The 20385-nt window shown below is 57.6% G+C and carries 17 protein-coding genes and 1 tRNA gene; 17 read left to right on the top strand and 1 reads right to left on the bottom strand.

The features are described from left to right. The 8 genes from AC0L7I_RS11735 (at nucleotide 1) to hflX (ending at nucleotide 10692) form a co-directional block, all read left to right on the top strand. Nucleotides 1-1071 carry a two-component system sensor histidine kinase NtrB gene (locus AC0L7I_RS11735; RefSeq protein ID WP_473396609.1) on the top strand — a complete coding sequence of 357 codons (1071 nt, stop codon included), beginning with the start codon at nucleotides 1-3 and terminating at the stop codon, nucleotides 1069-1071. Further along, nucleotides 1064-2440 (top strand): sigma 54-interacting transcriptional regulator, encoded by a 1377-nt coding sequence (locus AC0L7I_RS11730; protein ID WP_473396608.1) that lies wholly within the window; start codon nucleotides 1064-1066, stop codon nucleotides 2438-2440. The genes AC0L7I_RS11735 and AC0L7I_RS11730 overlap by 8 nt, the downstream gene beginning before the upstream one ends. Before the next feature lie 108 nt (nucleotides 2441-2548). Then, complete coding sequence (locus tag AC0L7I_RS11725) at nucleotides 2549-4846, top strand: sensor histidine kinase (protein WP_473396607.1); 2298 nt, start codon at nucleotides 2549-2551, stop codon at nucleotides 4844-4846. Continuing rightward, complete coding sequence (ntrX, locus tag AC0L7I_RS11720) at nucleotides 4837-6225, top strand: nitrogen assimilation response regulator NtrX (protein WP_473396606.1); 1389 nt, start codon at nucleotides 4837-4839, stop codon at nucleotides 6223-6225. Before AC0L7I_RS11725 ends, ntrX begins: the two co-directional genes overlap by 10 nt. A 24-nt stretch (nucleotides 6226-6249) precedes the next feature. Beyond that, entirely contained in the window at nucleotides 6250-7623 is a 1374-nt protein-coding gene (gene trkA / locus AC0L7I_RS11715; protein WP_473396605.1) for a Trk system potassium transporter TrkA, read from the top strand. Nucleotides 7624-7627: 4 nt separating this feature from the next. Beyond that, nucleotides 7628-9034, top strand: a complete 1407-nt coding sequence (locus AC0L7I_RS11710) for a hypothetical protein (RefSeq protein WP_473396604.1) — start codon at nucleotides 7628-7630, stop codon at nucleotides 9032-9034. A gap of 83 nt (nucleotides 9035-9117) precedes the next feature. Beyond that, nucleotides 9118-9366, top strand: coding sequence for an RNA chaperone Hfq (hfq, locus tag AC0L7I_RS11705; RefSeq protein WP_034743071.1), 249 nt, complete (start codon nucleotides 9118-9120; stop codon nucleotides 9364-9366). Between the two features lie 6 nt (nucleotides 9367-9372). After that, nucleotides 9373-10692: a GTPase HflX gene (gene hflX, locus AC0L7I_RS11700; protein WP_473396603.1), complete on the top strand. Its 1320-nt coding sequence runs from the start codon at nucleotides 9373-9375 to the stop codon at nucleotides 10690-10692. Here hflX and mazG read toward each other — a convergent pair. Next, on the bottom strand, nucleotides 10689-11516 hold the full coding sequence (mazG, locus tag AC0L7I_RS11695) for a nucleoside triphosphate pyrophosphohydrolase (protein WP_473396602.1): 828 nt from the start codon (nucleotides 11514-11516) through the stop codon (nucleotides 10689-10691). The genes hflX and mazG overlap by 4 nt on opposite strands. Before the next feature lie 280 nt (nucleotides 11517-11796). Between mazG and AC0L7I_RS11690 the strand changes: the two genes are divergently transcribed. The 9 genes from AC0L7I_RS11690 (at nucleotide 11797) to AC0L7I_RS11650 (ending at nucleotide 20384) form a co-directional block, all read left to right on the top strand. Next, entirely contained in the window at nucleotides 11797-12678 is an 882-nt protein-coding gene (locus tag AC0L7I_RS11690; protein WP_473396601.1) for an SMP-30/gluconolactonase/LRE family protein, read from the top strand. A 166-nt stretch (nucleotides 12679-12844) separates the two neighbouring features. Continuing rightward, nucleotides 12845-13054, top strand: a complete 210-nt coding sequence (secE, locus tag AC0L7I_RS11685; protein WP_473396600.1) for a preprotein translocase subunit SecE — start codon at nucleotides 12845-12847, stop codon at nucleotides 13052-13054. A gap of 41 nt (nucleotides 13055-13095) precedes the next feature. Further along, nucleotides 13096-13638 carry a transcription termination/antitermination protein NusG gene (gene nusG / locus AC0L7I_RS11680; RefSeq protein ID WP_473396599.1) on the top strand — a complete coding sequence of 181 codons (543 nt, stop codon included), beginning with the start codon at nucleotides 13096-13098 and terminating at the stop codon, nucleotides 13636-13638. A gap of 73 nt (nucleotides 13639-13711) precedes the next feature. Beyond that, a tRNA-His gene (locus AC0L7I_RS11675) sits at nucleotides 13712-13788 on the top strand. 236 nt (nucleotides 13789-14024) lie between these two features. Beyond that, nucleotides 14025-15200, top strand: coding sequence for an OmpA family protein (locus tag AC0L7I_RS11670; RefSeq protein WP_473396598.1), 1176 nt, complete (start codon nucleotides 14025-14027; stop codon nucleotides 15198-15200). A 112-nt stretch (nucleotides 15201-15312) separates the two neighbouring features. Then, on the top strand, nucleotides 15313-16572 hold the full coding sequence (locus tag AC0L7I_RS11665; protein ID WP_473396597.1) for a hydrolase: 1260 nt from the start codon (nucleotides 15313-15315) through the stop codon (nucleotides 16570-16572). Nucleotide 16573: 1 nt separating this feature from the next. Then, nucleotides 16574-17614, top strand: coding sequence for an arginine N-succinyltransferase (locus tag AC0L7I_RS11660; RefSeq protein WP_473396596.1), 1041 nt, complete (start codon nucleotides 16574-16576; stop codon nucleotides 17612-17614). Then, entirely contained in the window at nucleotides 17614-19068 is a 1455-nt protein-coding gene (gene astD / locus AC0L7I_RS11655) for a succinylglutamate-semialdehyde dehydrogenase (protein WP_473396595.1), read from the top strand. The genes AC0L7I_RS11660 and astD overlap by 1 nt, the downstream gene beginning before the upstream one ends. After that, nucleotides 19065-20384: an N-succinylarginine dihydrolase gene (locus AC0L7I_RS11650; protein ID WP_473396594.1), complete on the top strand. Its 1320-nt coding sequence runs from the start codon at nucleotides 19065-19067 to the stop codon at nucleotides 20382-20384. Before astD ends, AC0L7I_RS11650 begins: the two co-directional genes overlap by 4 nt. Nucleotide 20385 lies beyond the last annotated feature (1 nt).

The following is a 20385-nucleotide window of genomic DNA, read 5'->3' as shown; positions in this document are numbered from 1 at the left end:
ATGGCACCCTTGGCAACCCTGAAGCCGCCGATGCTTGGTGAACTCTCTCCTGTCGCACTTGTCCTGATTGATGCGCGCCGTCGTATCCTGGAGGCCAATCCTGCCGCTGAGTCGCTTCTGAAGATGTCTCGGCGCGCGCTCGCTGGTCGACCGCTGAGCGAAGTCATCTATCACGACTCGCCGCTGTTCGAACTGATTGACCGGGCGACGCGGCAGGCAGGCGACATAACTGCGCCCTCCACACCGATTTCCGGCCCTGGGATGCACGCTCGTGCCATTTGTGACGTGCGGGTGCGAAGCGCCGACCGGGGGGCGTTCGTCATCGCGCTGTCGGAAACACCTTCAAGGGAAAGTACCGATTCAGTTGCAGGCGCTGCCGGGTTTGGCCGGATACTCGGGCATGAGGTCAAGAACCCGCTGGCAGGCATCATCGGCGCCGCGCAGTTGCTCGACCGTCAGGGGCAGCCGGATCAAAGCGAGTTGCTTGATATCATCAAGGACGAAGCGCGGCGGATCGAGCGGCTCGTGAACCGATTGTCGGCCTTCGAGCTGTTCTCAGCACCTCGCATGCAGCCGCTGAACATTCATGCCCTGATCGACAAGATCATCGCCGCCGAACGGGCCGCTATTGGTCCAAACGTTTCCTTTCAGCGAGAGTTCGACCCGTCGCTCCCGGATATCGTTGGAGATGCTGATCATTTGCAGCAGGCATTCCACAACATCATTCGGAATGCAGCGGAAGCAGCGATCGATGGTGGTACGCGCGGCCAAGTGACGATCCGGACGGCCTACGCTGCCGGGCTCTCGATGAAGCAGGCCCGCCTCGGGGCTGGATTGCGCCGGGCAATGCTCGTTTCGATTGATGATAATGGCGTCGGTATTCCACGCGAGCGTCAGGCAACGATATTCGACGTTTTTCAAAGTTCAAAGTCGGGAGCTCGCGGGTTGGGGCTCTCGATCGTTAGTGAAGTCGTCACAGCACATGGCGGACAAATCAGGGTAGACAGCGAACCGGGCAAGACCCGGTTCACCGTGCTGCTGCCTCTTGGAAATGGAGCAGACCATGGCTGAAAAAACAGTGCTTCTCGCGGAAGATGATGCGAGCATCCGTTTAATTGTAAACCAGACACTGGTCGCTGCGGGTTATGACGTACGGGCGACCAGTTCAACCGACGCCCTGGAGAGATGGGTGCGAAACGGTGAAGGCGACGTCGTCGTGACCGACGTCTATCTTGGCGAAACCTCGATCTTCGATCTTCTGCCGTCCCTGAAACTGGCGCGACCGGAACTCCCGTTCATCGTCATGAGTGGTCAGAACACGATCCTGACAGCGGCATCTGCCGCCGAGCATGGTGCCTTTGACTATTTGCCAAAGCCGTTCGACATCGACGTCCTGTCCAGCCTGGTTCAGCGCGCGCTCAAGTCTGCGCCAAAACCGTCGAGCCGGTCCATCAATCCGGAAGCGCAAAAAGCCATTAGTGATGCTGGACTGCCTTTGATCGGTCGGTCCGATGCGATGCAGGAAGTCTACCGGATCATCGCTAAAGTGATGAACACCGAACTAACTGTCTTGATCGAAGGCGAGAGCGGAACCGGCAAGGAACTCGCCGCACGGGCGATCCATCAGTTGGGTGCTGCCAAGGCGGGCAAGTTCGTTGCCCTCGATTTGGCGGCCCTGCCGGCCAGCGAAATCAACAAGGAACTTTTCGGCAATGGTGAGGAAGGCGGCGCGGTGCACCTCACGGGCGGGACACTCTACCTGGACGAAATCGGGGACCTCCCCGCAGAGGCCCAGACCCAGCTTGTCAAATTGTTGAGAGATGCAACGGGCGCACGTCTAATCGCATCAACCCGGCGCAACCTTGGCCGGCTCGTCGAAGAAGGCCGCTTTCGCGAGGATCTCTATTACCGCCTGAATGTCGTCCGATTGACCATGCCGCCGCTCAGGCTACGCAAGGAAGACATTCCGGAACTCGCCCGCGCCTTTCTGATCCGGGCCCAACGACAAGGGCTGTCTGCCAAGACGCTGGACAAATCTGCGCTCGACTTGCTCACGGCCTATGACTGGCCGGGCAATGTCAGGGAGCTCGAAAATTTGATTCTGCGTCTGGCTGTCTTGAGTCCGGACGAAGCTATCACCCTCCGGGATGTCGAGCGGGAACTCAGGGCGGGCGCGAGCGAACAAAAAGGCGTCAGCGCCGGTCTTGAAAAAGATGTCGAAACATTGCTCCATCGATACGTCATGGGTGACCTGATCGCCGGGGGAGATTCAGACGAATCTTCAGTATATTCTCGCGTGATTGACCAGGTAGAGAGGCCGCTGATCAAGCTTGCCCTGTCCGTAACGGCAGGCAACAAGGTCAAGGCGGCACAGTTGCTCGGCATGAACCGCAACACGCTTCGAGCGAAAATCAATGCGCTCAGAATTGCAGAAGACTGATTGACGGATCGCAAAACTGTGCTTTTAGTGCACCACTGTTGCTGAACTGACACGACTGTGTGGCGCGGAAGCAACGGGGCCGGGGTGGCCACTGTAGAGCAACGTCGAGTGTCAAACACATTGAGCCAGCAGGCAACGAAGGCGAGCTGGGCCCTGTTCGAAGGGCTCTTCATCGTTGCCGCACTCGTAGCTGTTTTTGCCACATTCATCGCGATTTCAGGTGTCGATCCTGATAATCCCACCGCCGGGGCGACGCCTTGGCTGCTGGGATTGAACTTCGTCGTGATCGTCGTACTCGCGATGATCGTCGTGCGAGAGTATCTGGCCATTCAGGTCAGCGGCCGAGGCGAGGGCAAGGGGCGCCTGGCAAAGCGGTTTGTGCTCCTGTTCGGATTTTCGGCACTCATACCGGCCATGATCGTGGCCCTGTTTATTGGCGCATTTATTTCTCGCGGCCTCGACAATTGGCTCGGTGAGCGAGTCGACACGATCATGGAAAAGAACGCGCAGATTTTTCAGGATTATGTCGACAATTTCGAAAGCACGCTGGACGTCGATCTCCGTCTCGCTGCGATGGACATCGAAAACTTCGCGCGCGACGTGAAAGCGTCTCTGGCTGCAAGCGGTGAGAACGATGAAATCAATGCTGACAGTCTAACGAAGGACGCTTCTAAGGCTTTCACGGATGGGCTTCGGTCCGAATTGGGATTTCGTGATTTCCTTACGATCGCCGTGCTGGGCCGCGACGGTGTCGAACTCATCGCACAACAAAGCGTTCAACAGCCAATCCTCGTGCCGCCTCCACAGTCTGCGTTCGAGGAAGCGAACACAGGGAACATAGCCACGACACTCTATGAGAACCGAGGGATAGCGACAGCGTTGATCCGCATCGAGGAGCCACTCGACGGGTACATCTACGCGGTAAAGAATTTCGACAAGAATGCAGCGGTTCAGCTACGAGAAGCTGAAGCCGCCCTAGCGCAGTACAACAATGCAAAGCGGCGCAGCGGTCGCCTGCAATACATTTTCGCGATTGGTTACTCTCAGATTGCTGCACTGATTCTTCTCCTGGCAGGCCGTCTTGGTCTTGAAGCTGCGGGGAGGATTACCGGGCCGATCGGGCGCCTTGCCGCTGCAGCACACACGGTTCGTGACGGCGACTTGACAGTACGGGTGCCCGTTTCCGGTCCGAGAGACGAAGTCTATGCCCTCACCAATTCCTTCAATGCGATGACGGAGCAACTTGCCGAGCAACGCAACGCCCTTATCCGGGCACGGGAAGACGAAGAGGATCGGCGTAAGTTCGTTGAGACATTGCTCGCAGAGGTCAGCGCGGGCGTCATTCGGATGGACGGTGAGATGGTCGTCACGCTGGCCAACCGGTCGGCGGCAGATGTGCTCGGTGTAGACGAAATTTTGCCAGGCCAGACGCTGGATTCGATCGCACCGTTGTTCGAACGCTACGCGCGCGACACACTTGAGCGCATCGCACCCGTCGATGCTTCGCTCGATCTGAACATCAATGGTGAAGTTCGTCACATTCGATTGAAAACCGCGCCGGACCCTGCGGGCGGCTGCGTTCTCACATTCGATGATACGACCGGGCTGGTGAACGCCCAGCGACAACTCGCATGGCGTGACGTGGCGAGACGGATTGCGCACGAAATTCGAAACCCATTGACGCCCATCATGTTGTCTACCGAGCGAATTCGTCGTCGCTATGCCAGCGTGATTGATGATTCAGATGGAGTGTTCGACCGCTGCATTGAAACCATCCTTCGGCAGGTTGGAGATATCGGCCGGATGGTCGAGGAGTTCTCCTCTTTTGCGCGCATGCCGAAGCCAAGCGTGGCGCCCTTCAATATGCGATCGCTTCTTCAAGGAACCGGATTCTCGCAAAGCATGGTTTCCCCGGACGTCGAGATCAACTTCGAGACCAATTCCGAAGACGCCGTGTATCGAGGCGACGAGCGCCTTCTCGGGCAGGCGTTTGGCAACCTACTGAAAAATGCAGCGGAAGCCATAGAGGGGCTGCCCGAAGACGCCGACATTGATGGAAACATTCGCGTCGTGCTGTCGGAAGATGCAAAAGGCGTCGAGGTCACGATTGAGGATAACGGCCCCGGCTTCCCGGAAGATGTACGAGATCGCCTGCTGGAACCCTATGTCACCACGCGAGAGAAGGGCACGGGCCTTGGTTTGGCGATTGTTCATCGAATCATTGCAGATCACGGTGGGTCGATTTCACTGCAGAACCGCCTGGATGGCCTGAGCGGCGCGCGAGTGCGCGTTTGGCTACCAGCGAGAGGCCCTGATGCGGGTGACGAAGAAACCAAATTGGGCAACAGTCGTTCATCAAATTCCCCCCTAGTAGATCGTGTAGAGGAACCGGCACCATGGCGTTAGACATTCTGGTTGTTGATGACGAACCCGATATCCGCGAACTCGTCTCCGGCGTGCTCAGCGATGAAGGGTACTCTGTTCGAACGGCCGACACGGCAGAACATGCACTCGAAGAAGTGCGTACACGGACGCCTCGTCTTGTCGTGTTGGACGTCTGGCTCCAGGGCAGCCAGATGGACGGTCTCTCGCTGCTCAAGTATTTGAAATCGATTGATCCGTTCCTTCCGGTCATTGTGATCAGCGGCCACGGCAACATCGAAACGGCCGTCGCGGCGATTCGGCGCGGTGCTTATGACTTTATCGAGAAGCCGTTCAAAACTGACAGGCTATTGCACCTCATTGAGCGCGCAATTGAGTCTGCTGCGCTGAAGTATGAAAATGCGGCTTTGAGAAACCGGGCGGGGGAAGACGAACATTGGATCGGCAACAGCCAGGCGGCTGCCAATCTGAGAGCATCGATTGACAAGGTCGCCCCCACTAACTCTCGCGTCATGATCAATGGACCTGCCGGTGTCGGAAAAGAGCTTGCTGCCCGGCTCATTCATCGCAACTCTCTTCGCGAGACGGGCCCGTTTGTTGTTGTGAACGCTGCGAGCATTGCGCCTGACCAAATGGAAAGCGCCCTCTTTGGAGAAGAAGATGAGCAAGGCCGCACCGTACGTGTCGGTTTGTTCGAGAAAGCGCACAATGGGACGCTGCTGCTCGATGAAGTCGCTGACATGCCCCTGGGCACTCAGAACAAGATTTTACGAGTGCTGACCGAACAGCGGTTTCAGCGTGTCGGCGGGCGTTCAGATGTCAGCGTGGACGTGCGCGTGATGTCGGCAACGACCAAAGATCTTCGAATCGAGATCGAGGAAGGAAACTTCAGGGAAGACCTATTTTACCGCCTCAGTGTCGTTCCACTCAGAGTGCCATCATTGGCAGAGCGGCGCGATGATATCGCCGATCTCGTCAGCTATTTCACAGATAGGATTTCAGATTCCTCCGGTCTTACTCCCCGCGCGTTTTCTGCTGAAGCCATGGCGGTCCTGCAATCCATGGATTGGCCCGGTAATATTCGGCAGCTTAGGAATGTCGTGGAACGCATCCTCATACTTTCTCCGTCGGACGCCAGTCGGCCGGTGAGCGTCGACGAATTGCCGCGCGATACCGCCTCCGGTACGATGCAGAACGCTAAAGGAGGTTCAGCCGAGCTCGTCGGGCTTTCCCTGCGTGACGCCCGTGAACAATTCGAACGCGAGTATCTTGCACTTCAGATCACCCGATTTAACGGAAACATCTCCAGGACTGCCGAGTTCATTGGAATGGAGCGCTCTGCTTTGCACAGAAAATTAAAGGCTTTGGGCGTAGCTTCCGGCCTTTCTCGTCAGGACGGCTGAATGACCGTCGAAAGGCATTAAGAGATGCGCGTTCTTATTTGCGGCGCGGGCCGCGTCGGGCACGGGATCGCCCGGCGGCTGGCGCGGGAAAAGCACGATATTACCATCATTGATGAAGACCCCGACCTTGTGGACCAGGTATCGACGGATCTCGACGTCCGGGGCGTAACTGGTCATGCAGCGCATCCGGACGTTCTCAAACGCTCCGGCGCGGCAGACTGCGAAATGATCATCGCCGTCACGCATTTCGATGAAATCAATATGGTGATCTGCCAGATTGCCCACACGCTGTTTTCTGTTCCCTACAAGATCGCGCGGGTCCGGGACCAGTCCTACATAGACCCGGCCTGGAAGAACATCTTTTCGCGCGAAGGGCTGCCGATCGATATGGTCATTTCGCCCGAGGTTGAAGTTGGCGAAGCGATCCTACAACGATTTCGCACCCCAGGGGCCGTGATGAGCGCGACCTTCGGCAAGGGAAAGGTCAAGCTTCTTGGCCTGGAAATTGACGCCAAGAGCCCACTTCTCGATACGCCAGTCGACCAGATTCGGGGGCTTTTTCCGGATCTCTCCGCCCGCATCGTCGGAATTGGGCGCAACGATGTTGTGCGCGCACCCCGGTCTAATGACGTTCTGAAACCCGAAGATCGCGCCTACATTGCCGTACTCGACAGTCACGCCGACCGACTTACGTCGATTTTCAATCGCGATAACGAGCGCCTCGACCATGTCGTCATTGTGGGAGGCGGAAACGTCGGACTGTATGTGGCCCAAGCACTTGAGCGCGAGAGTAACATCCGTATCCGTCTCGTGGAATCAAGCGTCAAACGTGCCGACGCGGCCGTGGCAGAACTCAAAAGGACGATCGTGATCCAGGGGGACGGGCTGAGCCCCGAAATCCTTGCCGAAGCAGGCGCTCCCAAAGCCGACTTTGTCATTGCAATCACCAATGACGACAAAACGAACCTGCTGATTTGCAATCTCGCCAAGCGAGCAGGGGCCAAACGCGCACTTGCGCTGGTGAATGCATCAGAACTGGCAGGCCTCGCTCGCGACATGCGCGTGGACGCCGTTCTCGATCCGCGTGCCCTCACCGTTTCCCAAATTTTGCTACGCATGCGCAGGGGCCGCATCTTGGGGCTTCAATCGATCGAGGATGGACTTGCAGAAGTGGCCGAGGGGATCACGCTCGAGTCGTCATCGCTGATTGGGAAAACGCTCGGCTACGACGATCTGCCCGATGGCGTTACCGCTGCGGCCGTGATCCGGGACGGAACCGTCATTATCGCCGGTCCCGACTTAGTCGTTCAAGCCGAAGACCATCTGATAATCTTCTACGAAGAAAGCATGGTTCGAAAGGTCGAGAAATACTTCCGGGTCAGTCCGGACTTCTTCTGACGCCATGAATTATGCGTCCATCGTTCGGGTTCTTGCGTTGATCATGCTGATTCTGGCAGGAAGCGCGCTTCTGCCAACGCTGGTTGGGGCGGTCGCGGGGGAGACGGACCAGGTTATTGCCTTAGTGGTCATGGCGATAAGCATCACTGTCCTGGCCAGCAGCGTTTTGCTCCTCACCCCCAAGCCGAAGCGAAAGGCCCGCCCGTCAGACGCATTGGCCGTCGTGATAATCTGGTGGTTTGTGGCTCCGGTCGCCGCAGCCCTGCCTTTTGTGTTCGGAGTGGCCGACCGATCTTTGCTGCACGCCATTCACGAGGCCGCTTCGTGTCTCACGACAACCGGCCACACTGTCGTGCTGACGGAAGGGAATTCATGGCCAGCCAGCCTCGTCACCTGGCGCGGAGTTTTACACATCGTTGGCGGACTCGCCTCGATCACGACGGCCGCAACCGTTCTGGCTGCTATCAACCTCGGCGGCCCCGGTATTCACCGGACGGTTTTGTTCACCGTGCCTGAAACCAGCTTTTTTGACGCCGTGCCCCGCGTGGCGCGGTCGGTTTTTGTGATGATGGTGATTTGTATAGTCGTGCTGTTGGGACTTCTCATCATGTCAGGCATTCCGTTTCCCCGCGCCCTGGGAGATTCGGTTAGTGCCATTACGACGGGTCTGGTTGACCCCTATGCGTTGGGCCGGCACGCGCTGCCGCCATTTCCCAATCTGATCCTCGGAGCAGGACTGATCATCGGAGCTCTCGGCCTTGCAGTCTGGCTGCCCCTGAAGGACCGAAAGCCTCGTGCCGCACTCATGGATCCAGAAACCATTATGTTTCTGTTCCTGATCGTCATGTTCGCCGCGCTGGTTCTGCCCATCGGCGTGTCGCTGGGCGACGGCGTTGCGTGGGCCTTGTCCGATCTGTCCACCTCGGGGCTGACATTCACCAACTCGCCGGTCCGGGAGACAATCCCGCTTCCTATCCTTGTTCTTCCGTCCCTAATCGGAGGATCGGCTTTGTCAGCTGCCGGCGGCGTTAAGATTGCGAGGTTGATCGTCTTGGGGCGACGCGCCGGTCAGGAATTTCGTCAGCTTGGCTATCGGCGCTCGGTTCTGGGGTTTCGTTTCAGGGATAGGAATCTCGACGAGCGGAGTGTCATCGGTGTGTGGGTTTACCTGATTGCATACATTCTCGCAGTGTTCGTCATAATGATCGGTTTTAGCTTCCTGAACCTGCCTTTTGAAGACACGATCCGGCTCGCGATTGGAGGCCTCACCAACTCTGGGGCGCTCCTGCTCGGCCATACCGATCAATTAGACGGTGGCGCGACAAGTCTGCTCATTTTTTCGATGTTACTGGGCAGATTGGAGATTTTGGCAGTAATTCCGGCCCTTTCGCCGAGTTTTTGGCGCGGATAAGCAGTGTTCGCACTTGCACAATCGCGCCAATCCATTTAGCTCGCGACACATAACAAGAACAATTGCAGGAATGGCCGTCTCCCATGTCTTCCGAGAAAAAACAAAACTTGCAGGATACATTCCTGAACGCTGTCAGAAAATCACGGACGCCGCTGACGGTTTTTTTGGTGAATGGCGTAAAGCTCCAGGGCGTGGTCACTTGGTTTGATAACTTCTGTGTCCTGCTCCGTGGTGATGGTCGTCCGCCCCAGCTCGTCTACAAGCATGCAATTTCTACCATTGCCCCTAGTGCACCAGTCCAATTGTTCGATGAAGAGTTGGAGGGGCAATAGGTCCCCTTGAACGACAAGCTCATTGATCGCTTGCCAGAACCGGAGATCGCCGGAGCGGTCATTCCTTGGTTTTCACCCGTAAATCGTCCGACGGAAGACCGATTGCAGGAAACGGCTGGCCTGGTTGAGGCGCTCGGGTGCGAGTTAGCGTTCCTTCATGCGGACCACGTTCGAAAGGTGAATTCATCTGTGCTCTTTTCCGGCGGATTGCTGGATCGATTTGCAGACGACCTCAAGGAACACAATTGCACGATTGCGGTCGTTGATGGTGCACTTACACCGGTACAGCAAAGAAACCTGGAGACACGTCTGGGTGTCAAAGTCATTGACCGGACTGGCTTGATTCTGGAAATTTTCGGGCTTCGGGCCCGGACAAAAGAAGGCAGGCTCCAAGTGGAGCTTGCGAGGCTCTTGTATGAGCGCTCGAGACTTGTACGCACATGGACGCACCTCGAAAGACAACGAGGTGGCGGTGGGTTTCTTTCTGGTCCGGGTGAAAGCCAACTCGAATCCGATCGCCGGATGCTGGATGAAAAGATCGTCCGCTTGCGCCGTGATCTTGATGATGTCCGGCGTACGCGCGCCGTGCAGCGTGCCGGAAGGAAGCGGGGCGGCAAGCCGGTAATTGCGCTCGTTGGATATACGAACTCAGGCAAGTCCACCCTGTTCAACAGGCTCTCGGGTGCAAAAGTCTTTGCCAAGGACATGCCGTTCGCAACTCTCGACCCCACCATCCGGCGCATCGACCTGCCTACGTTGGGAGAGGCGGCGCTCATCGACACGGTCGGGTTTATCACGGACCTTCCCACTCACCTTATCGACAGCTTCAAAGCGACTCTAGAAGAAGCGATGCAGGCAGATCTGCTGGTTCATGTAAGGGATCGTTCCAGTGCCGCCGACATGGAACAAACAAAAGACGTGGAAATCGTGCTTGAGCGACTGGAGAAGGAGACAGGTCTCCAGCTCCCGACCATGATTGAGGCCTGGAACAAGTCTGATGCCCTGCCGCCTGAGCGATTGGAGGCCCTCGAAATCGCCGCGAAAGGCGATACCGACACACCCGCGGTGCTCGTTTCGGCCCTGCAAGGGCAGGGGATGGATTCGCTGCTTCATGAGATCGAACATGCCTTGCTTCGCGGGGCGCGTGACGTGGCAATTACCCTGGCCCCTCAAGATGGACGCGCCCGCGCATGGCTTCATCGTCACGGAGACGTCAACGCGGAAACCAATCTTAACGATGGACGCGTCGCCCTGAGTGTTCGTCTTCCGATCGAACGCGTCGGCCAGTTCCGGTCCGAGTTTCCCGATATCATGATTGAAGACTAACTCGTGGCCTTCTCGACGCGTTTGACCCGCTGCCAGTAAGCTTCCTGTTCGTCGAGCGGCAAATCCGAAAATATGACACCGTCAGCCAAGGCTTCTGCTTCCATGGCCCGAAACCGCCTTTCAAATTTTGCGTTTGCCCGGCGTAGAGCCAACTCAGGATCAACATCCAGACGTCGGCTTAGATTGGCCGCGGCGAAAAGAAGGTCGCCGAGTTCGTCCTCTATATCGTCCCTGATTCCCGATTTAATGGCATCGCGGACTTCCTGCGTTTCCTCAGCCAGTTTATCGAAAATTGGTTCGGCTTCTGTCCAGTCAAATCCTACGCGTGCTGCGCGGCTCTGGAGTTTCTCGGCCCGCAGCAAGGCGGGAAGCGATAGTGCGACACCATCAAGTGCGCTCGGATTCACGTCGCTTGCCTTGCTCGCACGTTCCTCGGCCTTGATGCGCTCCCAGGCGCGCGTTTGTTCTGTGGCTGAACGATCATCCGGGGACTCAAAAACATGAGGGTGTCGCCGGACCATTTTGTCGGCGATGCCATTCGTGACATCGGCGATGTCGAAAGCGCCGTCTTCAGCAGCCATCTGGCTGTGGAAGACAACCTGGAAGAGCAAATCGCCCAGCTCTTCCTTCAGATCAGCCATGTCGCCGCGCTCTATTGCATCGGCCACTTCATAGGCCTCTTCGATCGTGTAAGGCGCTATCGTCGAATAATTCTGCTCGATATCCCATGGGCACCCTGTTTCGGGGGTGCGCAGCTTGGACATAATGTCGATCAGCTTGATAAAAGCTCGGGCGGAAGAGGGCGTATCGATGAATTCTGTCATCGTTGTCTCCTAGCGCAGGTGTTCGAAGCCGCAAAGGCGCGAGCGGCCCGCTCATCATGGACAGCGATTCGATCGGAATTTTGCGCGCTGCCCAGTCACTTCATGTATTGTCGGTACCTCGTTGTGCGTCGTATGGCCCTTGATGCATTTGTCGCCGCCGTGGAAGAATGAGCAGCGGACCAAGCCATTCCGGGCGGTCGGTTCGGATTCGCGTTCTTCATAGGATTCCTTAGCCGATGCGTTACCCTAGATTACTGAATGAGCCTCTGCTGGTGCCACCATGTTGATCACACCCGAATGTGTGGCGCCAACAGGATGCGCCTTGGGGGAAGGTCCGCTTTGGAGCCCGTCGGAAGGTTTCTTGTGGTGGGTTGATACCAAGCGGGCCAAGCTGCACCGTTACAATCCAAAGACAGGGAATACACGGCGCTACGACCTGCCGATCCGCGCCAGTGCTATCGCACTGCATGACGGATGTCTTTTGATGGCCGGTGATCAGGAAATCGGTTTGTATGATCCAGCCACAGAGGCTTACGAGCGCTGGTGCAAGCTTGATGCGGAGCCTGAAACAAACCGCACAAACGACGGAGGCATTGCGCCGGACGGCTCGTTCTGGTTCGGCACCATGGATGACCGAGAAAAAGACGCGCAAGGCAGCTATTTCCGGCTGTCGGCCGATCGCCAGATTAGCCGGTTGCGCCTGCCGTCCGTCATGATCACGAACACGATGCAGTTTTCACCGGATGGCCGGACATTCTACACGTGCGACAGCGCCGAACAGGAGATTCTGGCATTCGACCATGACCCGGGCACGAGCAAGCTGACGGGGCGCCGCGTGTTTGCGTCGACATATGAATTCGGCGGCTACCCGGATGGCTCAACGATCGATTCTGAAGGGTGTCTTTGGACTTGCCTTTGGGATGCGTCACGTGTCGTGAGATACCGGCCCGATGGCAGCGTGGACCAGGTGATAACCCTGGCGGCGCCCCGGCCGACATCCTGCACTTTTGGCGGAGATGACTTGAAAACCCTGTTTATCACGACTGCTCGCGTTGGGATGAGTTTCCCGGCGCTCGATTCCCGCCCCCTGTCAGGCAGCCTGTTCGCGATTACAGTTGATGTTCCAGGATTGCCGGCGCGGCGGTTTGGCGTCGCCAGCTAGGCGCTATGGATTGCCGCGGGGCCTCGAAGTGTTTGCGCTGGGATGAAACGCCCTTGCATACGCCGGTTTTCGGCCTCACATGGCTTCACAAATGAGCTTATGCACTTTAACCGTGGACGAGGCGGACCAAAACCGCTAACCCCCCGCCTTTCAAGAAAGTGTCGAAATGGCCGACAAGGACAAGAAAAAACGCGTAGGACCGGTAACTTTCGTGCGTCAGGTGCGCGCAGAGGGAAACAAGGTCACATGGACGACTCGCCCTGAAACGATTCAGGCGTCGATATTCGTGGTGATCATGTCGGTCCTGATTGCATTGTTCCTGTTTGCTGCCGACACCGTCATCAGCATGGCCGTCAAGGCGATCACCGGCCTGTAATGCAGACCGAGCAACACGTATTCAAGGAGCGCGCAGGCCCGATGGCTGAAGCCAAATGGTATATCGTCCACGCTTATTCGAACTTCGAAAAGAAGGTCGCCGCCTCGATTCTCGAGCAGGCGGAGCGCAAGGGGCTGTCCGAACTCATCGAAGACATTCAGGTGCCGACCGAGGAAGTCGTCGAAGTTGCGCGCGGCAAGAAGAAGACTGTCGAGCGGCGCTATTTCCCCGGTTATGTGCTCATGAAAGCGCAAATGACTGACGACGTGTACCACTTGGTAAAAGACACGCCGAAAGTGTCCGGTTTCCTTGGTTCGGACGGCGGCAAGAAGCCGCTCCCGGTTCGCCAGCGCGAAGTAGACCGCATCCTGGGCACGTCGACTGATTCGGCTGAGGAGCGTCCACGGCCCAAGGTATCCTTCGAGATCGGGGAGCAGGTTCAGGTCAATGACGGTCCATTCCAGGGCTTCGAAGGCGCTGTTGAGGAAATCGACGAAGCGAACGGGCGCCTGAAGGTCACCGTATCCATATTCGGTCGGGGAACACCGGTTGACCTTGAATTTGATCAGGTTGCAAAGATCTGATACGAGGGGATAGCAGTTTCCCGTGTCCTTGCGCTTGAATCGTCGGGAATAGGGCTGTATCTCCCAGCAATAGGCCGCCTTAGCTCAGTTGGTTAGAGCGCTGGTTTGTGGAACCAGAGGTCCTCCGTTCAAACCGGAGAGGCGGTACCATTTCCTGCTCCGGGCAGGACACTTCGTGAATTTTCCGACAGGGTTTGACGAAACAAGAACAATCTGTTGCAATTGGGTCGCGCTGGTTGAAAAATACCGCGCAATTAGGTGTTTGAGTGTTTGAAACCACTCGCAGTGCCTAACAAAAAAGTTTAACAGGAAACATGCGCAACAATGCGCGTATGCACCTGCGGTCGAGGACAATCCCGTCCTTCGGCACAAGAAGGGGATCGAGTATGAAAAAAGCTCTTATGTGCGCGACAGCCGCAGCCGCGTTTGCGTCTGCTGGAATGGTCGCTCAAGCTGAGGAAGGCTGGTACGGCCGGGCCGACGCAACTTACGCGTTTGATGGTCGACTCGACCATGATCCAGCTATTCAGGACGTTGTCGGCTCGCTGGGCAGCAGCTCTGACCTTGATGAAGCATGGGGCGGTGACCTTGGCTTGGGCTATGGCCTGGACAATGGCTTCCGCATCGAAGGCGTTCTCGGTTACAGCAGCGGCGACCTGAGCGTTCCTTCGAACGTCAACGGTACGGTGGCGGGTGCAATCTCAAATCCGAACGGTTATCTCCAGTCAGCCGACCTGATGCTGAACGGCATCTATGATTTCAACCGCGAAGGCGCATTCCAGCCCTACGTCGGTCTCGGCATCGGTGCTATTCGCGCCAAGGCCAAAGCCAGCAATATTGCATTGGCAACGGGAACGGACCTGTCTGCGACGAATGGATTTTCCTCTACGGATACGAGCCTGGCTTACCAGGGTCTGCTCGGCTTCGGCTACAAGCTGAGCGAAAAGCTCACCATGGATGTCGGCTACAAGTATTTTGTGGCTGAGGACATGGACCTCGACGGCATTCACAGTGGCGTCGGTTATGACGGCGATCTCACCAAGCATTCCGCTACGGTTGGCCTTCGTTATGCGTTCGGCGTAACACCGCCACCGCCGCCACCACCGCCTCCGCCGCCACCACCACCGCCTCCGCCACCACCACCACCGCCTCCGCCACCACCGCCGCCACCACCGACGACGGAAACGGTTGCTCCGGAAGTCGTGTGTTCGGGTCTGAGCCAGAATTTTGTCGTCTACTTCGAGTGGGACAAAGCTGACCTGACGAGCCAGGCCGCTGCGGTTATCGACCAGGCGGTCGCCAACATCACGGCCGGTGCAGGGTGCGCTCCAAGTGCTGTTTCGATTGCTGGCCACACCGATACGTCGGGTGCCAGCGCATACAATGCGAGACTTTCGCAGCGTCGCGCCGACATCGTGTCCTCAGCGCTCGTGTCACGCGGCGTCGATGCAGCAATCATCACGGGTACGGCCAAGGGCGAAACAGAACTCGCCAAGGCAACGCGTGATGGTGTTCGCGAGCCTCTGAACCGTCGTTCGGAAGTCGTGATCACCGTTCAATAGTTGAACGTCTTTTGACAACAGAACGGCCCGGCTTCTTGCCGGGCCGTTTTTGTTTGTACTGCTACACCATCACCCACTTGCCCCGCATCGTTACCTATGAAACCAAGTAGCCATGACCGAACTTTCGAGACTGACAAAAGATGACGAAGCGGCGCGCGAGCGCATTGATTCGGCTGCAGCTGACATGCTGGCCCGAACCTGCGCCTGGTCCGATATCAATACTGGCAGTTGGAACATTGACGGACTGAAGTCCTTTTCCGGTGTGCTTGCCAATGCCTTTTCCGAATTGGATGCGGATATTCGGCTACAGGATGCACCTGGATTTGAGACTGTCGATTCTTCAGGCAAGGTACAGACAATACATACCGCGCCGATATTGCGGGCGTCCGCGCGCACGAGTGCCCCGGTCCAGGTCGTCCTCACCGGGCACTATGATACCGTATTTCCAAAAGGCACTTTTGAAGGTGTGAAGGATCTTGGTGACGGTTGCTTCAACGGTCCTGGACTTGCCGACATGAAGGGCGGCCTATGCGTCATGCTTGAAGCCCTGAAGGCATTTGAGGCCGGACCATTGCGTGACCGTCTCGGCTATCAAATCGTCCTCACGCCTGACGAGGAAATAGGCAATCACGCCAGCGCGGCAGCCCTGACGGAAGCGGCGCGGTCTGGCGCTCACATCGGCATGACTTATGAGCCAGCAATGGACACCGGCGCGATGGCTGGCGGGCGCAAGGGCTCAGCCGTGTTCGACATAGTACTTCATGGAAAAGCCGCCCACGCGGGCAGGGCCAAGGAAGAGGGGCGAAGCGCGATCGAAGCGGCTGCTGAACTGGTCGTCAGCCTGGAAGGCCTCAACGGCAAAAGAGATGGCGTGACGTTTAATGTCGGCGCCATTGAAGGCGGTAGCGCTGTCAATATCGTTCCAGACTTGGCGGTCGTGCGATTCGGCGCACGCGCACCCGATGCCGAAGCCGCAGCCTGGGCAACCAGCTCGGTCGACCGGCTGTTTGCCCACGCTACTTCGCGACCGGGCATTTCAGGCCACCTGCATGGCGGGTTCTATCGTCCGCCAAAACCGCGGAATGCAGCGCAACAAGCCATTTTCACCGCCGTCCACGCAACCGGTCAGGCAATCGGGCTGGACCTCGAGTTTATAGACACAGGCGGCGTCTGCGAGGGAAACAACATATTTGCTGCCGGAGTGCCCAATGTTGATACGCTCGGCGTGAGAGGCGGCCGGATTCATTCACACGACGAATTTGTCGTGACCGAGAGTTTTGCTGAGCGGGCGACCCTGTCTGCGCTGCTCCTGAACCGTCTGGCCGATGGACGCATGGATGGGCCGCGCATCAAGGCGATGATGGAGAACTGACATGTCCAGCGCCTATGTCATGCGTCCGTCGCGGCTTGACGATTTTGATGCGCTGATGGACCTCGCCCGTCAGTCGGGCCCCGGGTTTACGAGTTTACCCGTCGATGAATCGATCTTGCGCGAGCGACTGGAGAAGTCCGAGCGGGCGTTCAAAGGCCTGCAGAAGCGTATAGAGTACGGCAAATACCTGCTCATGATGGAGGAGGTCTCCACTGGCGAAGTCGTCGGCTGCTCCGCGGTCAAAGCGGGCACCGGAATAGACCAGCCATTTTTCAATTACCGGGTCATTACGCTCGCCCAGGCGAGCCATGCTGCCGGCAACCTGCGCTTCGACATGGACGCCCTGATCCTCACCAACGAATATGTCGGCTACACCGAGGTAGGCACGCTGTTCCTGAAACCCGAGCATCGCGGTGGCGGCGCTGGAAGGCTCGCCGCGCAATCGCGATACTTGCTCATGGCGGCCGCGCCCGAAAGGTTCAGCGAACACGTCCTTGCTGAACTGCGCGGCGTTGTGGACGATGACGGACGATCGCCGTTCTGGGAGTGCCTGGGCCGTCATTTCTTCCGCATGGATTTCACCGAGGCTGACCGTCTTTCGGCAACCACCGACAACCAGTTCATTCTCGACCTCATGCCGAAATATCCGATCTACGTAGACCTCCTGCCACCGGAGGCGCGCGAGGTCATCGGTCGGTGTCATTCCGAAGGGGTCGGAGCCTATAAACTGTTGCACTGGGAAGGATTTCAGTTCGACCGGACCGTCGACATTTTCGACGGCGGGCCATTGGTGGCGGCGCAGCGCAGGCACCTTAGAACCATTCAGGAAAGCAGGATCGTGACGCTCAGGGCAGGAGACGTCACAGGCCAGGCCGATGCCCGGCAGGGACTTGTGTCGAGCAATATGCTCCCCAATTTCCGCGTATCTCTCGCCACAATGGTGGTCGGCGACGATGACGTCGCGACCCTGTCACCCTCTATCATCGAAGCCCTTCAATTGAAGCCGGGCGCCGAAGCGCGCATCTGGCTACGGAGCAAGTAATGGTATCAGGCGTCTACATTGACGGTAATTGGTCCGAGGGCAGCGGGGCCCGTTTCGAAAACACTTGCCCTGCAACCGGCGAGATTACGTGGGAAGGCAACTCTGCTGGCCCCAACGACGTGACCGCCGCTGTCGAGGCGGCCCGAAAAGCCTTCGCTCATTGGTCTAGATTGCCACAGGGCGATCGAACGTCAGTCCTGGAACGGTATGCCGAGGAAATCGCGAAACGCGCGGACGCCATCGCGACCACGATCAGTCGCGACATGGGAAAGGTGCTCTGGGAAACGAAGGCAGAAGCTGCAACAATGAAGGCGAAGGTCGCTGTCTCCATCGCCGCGCAAAATGAGCGGGCAGGTACGAAATTCGAAACTGCGGCATTCGGGTCTTCCCATCTGACACATCGTGCCCATGGGGTGATGGCCGCATTTGGACCATTCAACTTTCCGGGTCACCTGCCAAACGGTCATATCGTGCCGGCCCTTCTTGCGGGCAACACATGCGTTTTCAAACCGTCCGAACTCGCACCGGGCGTTGCTGCGCACATGGCTGAAGCATTTGCGGCCGCGGGTCTGCCCGAAGGTTGCCTGAATATTGTCCACGGCACCCGCGACACCGGCGGCGCTCTGCTCAACGCCGACATCAATGGACTGCTGTTCACTGGATCGGCAAACACTGGCGTCTTCTTCCACAAGCATTTTGCGGGGCGGCCGGATGTAATTCTTGCGCTTGAAATGGGCGGCAACAATCCGCTCATCATTTGGGATCCCGCAAGCGTCGAAGCTGCAGCAGACATTGCCGCTCAATCGAGCTTCCTTACGACCGGACAGCGCTGCTCCTGTGCGCGCAGGATTATCCTGCCAGAAGGCAAATTCGGTGACGACGTCATCGAAGCGATTGTTGCGCGCGCCAAGGCGCTCAAGATCGGGTCATGGCAAGAGGATGGCGTGTTCATGGGACCGCTCGTGTCCGAAGCTGCCGCTCAGGCAGCGACTGATTTCCAGATGATGCTGTCAAAGGCAGGCGGTAAACCGCTTCGGCGCCTGAAGCGCATGGACCGGGGCGGTGGATTCGTAACCGCTGGCGTCATGGACGTAACTGAAGCACACCATATTCCGGACGAAGAGCTGTTTGGCCCGCTTATGCAGGTTGTCAGGGTCAAGACGTTCGACGAGGCGATACAGCGTGCCAACGCGACTCGCTACGGGCTCTCTGGTGGGTTGATAAGCGATAATGACGCCCTTTGGGTCAAGGCGCACCAGGAGATGCGGGCCGGCATCCTCAATCGCAACCGCCCGACGGCCGGCGCCAGCGGCGCAATGCCCTTTGGGGGACCAGGGCTGTCGGGCAACTTCAGGCCAGGTGCTTATTACGCCGCAGACTATTGTGCATGGCCTCAGGCGAGCCAGGTCGCTGACAGGGCTGAGCGCATGGGAGCGCAGGGTTTCCCGAAATGACAGCGTTTGAAGTCAATTTCGATGGCCTGATCGGCCCGTCGCACAATTATGGCGGCCTGTCGGATGGCAACCTTGCGAGCGCCACGCACGCAGGGGCCGTATCCAATCCTCGCGAAGCTGCCCTTCAGGGTCTCGAAAAGATGCGGATGATGTTGCGCTCGGGTCTCGTCCAGGGCGTGTTGCCACCCTTGCCTCGTCCAAATTTCGACTTCCTTGTCTCAGCAGGCTTTCGTGGTACCGACGCACAGATCATTGAGGGAGCTGCTCGTCTCGCACCGCATTTGTTAAAGGCAGCATATTCCGCGAGCAACATGTGGACAGCGAATGCCGCCACGGTGTCCCCGTCTTCAGACACGTCCGATGGGCGCCTGCACTTCACCACGGCCAACCTTTCGACGATGCTTCACCGTAGTATCGAACATCCAGACACGACGGCGACGCTGATCTCTCTTTTCGATAGCGAAGACCACTTTGCTGTACATTCTGCGCTGCCGATGCACCCGGACTTTGCCGATGAGGGGGCTGCGAACCATGTCCGTCTTTGTGCCAAGCACGAGTTTGCCGGTGTTGAACTGTTTGTATTCGGCAGGTTGGCGGGTGAAAGCACGGTCGGGTTTCCGGCACGTCAAAGTCGACTGGCAAGTGAATCTATTGTGCGGGGACACGGGCTCCATTCAAATCGCTCGGTACTTGTGCGCCAATCGCTCAAAGCAATCGAAGCGGGAGCGTTTCACAATGACGTGGTCTGTGTGGGCGCGCTGGATACGTTGTTTTTCCATGAGCTCGCCTTCGACGATACAAAAGCGACACTCGCTGCCATCCGGCAAGCGGCTGACGGCCTGTTCGAATTGAAACCAGTCATGGTGCCTGTTACGGACGTGCCGATTTCAGATGCGATCCGTTCCTATTTGTTCAATTCCCAGCTGGTTCAGATGCCGGGAGAGGATCGCCTCGTTCTGGTTGCGCCAACCGAAACGCAGGAAATGGAGTCGACCCGCGCGTTCTGTGAAAAAATGGTCTCAGGCAATGGTCCGATTGGTCGCGTGGAATATGTAGATGTCCGCCAATCGATGCGGAATGGCGGCGGACCCGCGTGCCTTCGGCTGCGTATCGTGATGACTGAGGAAGAAATCAATGCCTGTCATCAAGGCGTATTGCTGGACGAGGACGCCATCGATGAACTTCAAGATGTCGTCCGTGCCACATATCGGGATCGTCTCGCGCCGTCAGATCTCGCCGATCCGCAGTTTGCTGACGAATGTCGCGCGGCGCGAGAACAGCTCCTGGCCGTGCTCGACCTCGAAGCCCTAGCCTGAA

It is taken from the genome of Hyphomonas sp. J20-32 (genome assembly GCF_055808555.1).
The sequence above is the reverse complement of the archived record's forward strand: the minus strand, read 5'-3'. Positions and strand labels throughout refer to the sequence as shown.